General features: G+C 69.3%; 3 protein-coding genes. 1 reads left to right on the forward strand and 2 read right to left on the reverse strand.

Annotated features, from left to right (window positions below; translation table 11 throughout):
• Positions 1 to 203: MFS transporter (locus tag N864_RS21605; protein ID WP_034722325.1), on the reverse strand; the 203-nt coding region annotated here is incomplete at its 3' end.
• Positions 200 to 853: a TMEM175 family protein gene (locus N864_RS21610; protein WP_081794115.1), complete on the reverse strand. Its 654-nt coding sequence runs from the start codon at positions 851 to 853 to the stop codon at positions 200 to 202. The genes N864_RS21605 and N864_RS21610, both read right to left, overlap by 4 nt.
• A 67-nt stretch (positions 854 to 920) precedes the next feature.
• Here N864_RS21610 and N864_RS21615 point away from each other — a divergent pair, with 67 nt between their 5' ends.
• A complete protein-coding gene (locus tag N864_RS21615) occupies positions 921 to 2,219 on the forward strand; it encodes an AI-2E family transporter (protein ID WP_051518915.1) in 1,299 nt (432 codons plus the stop codon).
• The last annotated feature ends 48 nt before the right edge of the window (positions 2,220 to 2,267 follow it).

Below are 2,267 nucleotides of genomic sequence, written 5' to 3' on the forward strand. Positions count from 1 at the left end.
AGGACCGGCAGCGCCTGGGCGGTCTGCACGAGCGACACGAGCGCGGCGGCGCCTGGCTCGCGCACGAGGAGCCACTGGGCGCCGACGGTCTGCATCCAGGTGCCGATGTTGCTGACCAGGGCACCGATCCAGAGCCAGCGGAAGACAGCGATCCGCAGGGGAGCCGTCGGGGAGGTGGCCGCGGCCGTGCGGGCCTGGCTCACCGCGGTCGGTCCCGGCCGTCGAGGTGGTGAACGATGCGCCGCTCGATCGCCCGGGCGAAGAAGAGCAGCAGCGTCGGCAGGTAGCCGAGACGGGGCACGATGAGGGACAGTGCGAGCGCCAGGGCGAAGAGGCCGACGAGCACCAGGCTGCCGACCCGGCCGGGTCGCGTCGGCGGCGCATCGGGGCCGCGCAGGGCAGGTTGGCGCTCGAGGACGGCATACATGGCCACCATGACGAGACTGCTGACCAGCATCGTCCCGATGTAGAGGACCTTCTGGAGCGCGTCGGTGCGCATCGTGCCGGCCATCGCCGTCGGCACCGGCAACCAGACGATCGTGAACATCCAGCAGATGTTGAGGAGCAGCAGCAGCCCGGTCCAGCGCTCCACGCCCATGAAGAGCGTATGGTGCTGGGCCCAGAACGCTGCGATGACCGCGAAGCTGAGCGCAAAGCTGAAGAGCTGGTCGCCGTGCTCGCCGAGGAACCGGCCCGTGTCGAGACCGGCGCGGGCCGCCTCGGAGACGCTCTCGAGCAGGGGCAGGATGAGCAGTGTCAGGGCGATCGCCACGACCGCATCCGTGAACAGCTTCATCCGTTCGGCGGAGCGCCAGGTCTGGAGCGGGTCGGCAGGCCCGGATCCGGCCACCATGCAGGCAACCTACTCCCACGAGGCTGGGTACCGTCGGGGGAGAGCGAACCTCAGGATCGGAGGGCCGATGGCGGGCAGGTCATGGCTGCGGCGGCTGCTGGTGCAGGTGCCGTCGCCCGGCAGCAGGGCCGCGCAGGACCAGCACGCCACCGAGGCGCCGGAACCTTCCGCGGCGACGGTCCCTCGCGCCGTCGCGACGGGCCGACTGGCATCCCACCGGAAGGCGGCGGCGGCCGATCCCCACTCGGTGCAGTGGATCGCCCTTGAGCCCAACGCCTTCCGCCGCGCCGTGATCTTCGTGCTCGTCGCCATCTCGCTGTGGCTCCTGGCCATGTGGGCGTTCCATGCGACCGCGCACTTCCTCTTCCTGCTCCTGCTGGCGTGGCTGATCGCCATCGCCATGGAGCCGGCCATCGAGTGGCTGATGCGGCATGGCTTGGGACGCACGCTCGCCACGGGAGTGACGGGATGTGGGAGTCTCGTCGTCGTCCTCGCGGTGGGAGCGCTCTTCGGGAGCGAGCTCGCCACCCAGGTCTCCCAGCTGGCAACCGAATGGCCCCAGATCGTCTCGGGGGTCGTGTCGTGGGCGAACGGGACGTTCCACCTGTCGCTCGACCCGACCAAGATCAACTCGGCGATCGACATGACGAGCCTCGCGAACTATGGCAGCGCGGTCGCCCAGGGCGCCTTCGGGATCCTCGGCACGCTGGGATCGATCATGTTCGACCTGTTGACCGTGGTCGTCTTCGCCTTCTACCTCGCCGCCTCCGGCCCCCGCCTGATGAAGCACGTCGCCTCATGGCTGCCCCCGGACAAGCAGGAGGTGTTCGGCACCGTCTGGGAGACCTCGACGGCCAAGACCGGTGGCTACGTGATCTCGAAACTCATCCTCATTGCCCTGTCCGCGTTCTTCCACGCGATCTTCTTCTACTTCCTCGGCCTGCCGGGCTGGCTCGCCCTCGCCGTGCTGACCGGCGTGACGAGCCAACTCGTCCCGCTCATCGGCACGTACCTCGGCGTCATCGCCGCGGTGCTCGTCGCGGTCTTCGAGAACCCGCTCGACGCCCTGTGGGTCGTCGTGTTCGCGACGGTCTACCAGCAGATCGAGAACTACGTCTTCACGCCACGGGTCTCGAACCGGACGATGCAGGTGAGCCCGGCCATCGCGCTCGCCGCCGTGTTCATCGGCGTCGGACTCTGGGGGCCGATCGGCGCGCTCATCGGCATCCCCTTGGCGGCCGCGGTCGTCTCCCTGCTCGAGACCTACGGGCGCCGCTACCAGCTCGTCGACCAGATCGCGGAGGTCGGCGAGGAACCGCTCAAGGCCACCGGTGACGACGGCCAGCCACAGCGCCCACCCAGCTGAGCGGCATACCTCCCCGGCGAGTGAGCGGGAACTCCGGTTGCGACACGT

The organism is Intrasporangium chromatireducens Q5-1 (assembly GCF_000576575.1).
GTDB classification, from domain to species: Bacteria; Actinomycetota; Actinomycetes; order Actinomycetales; family Dermatophilaceae; genus Intrasporangium_A; species Intrasporangium_A chromatireducens.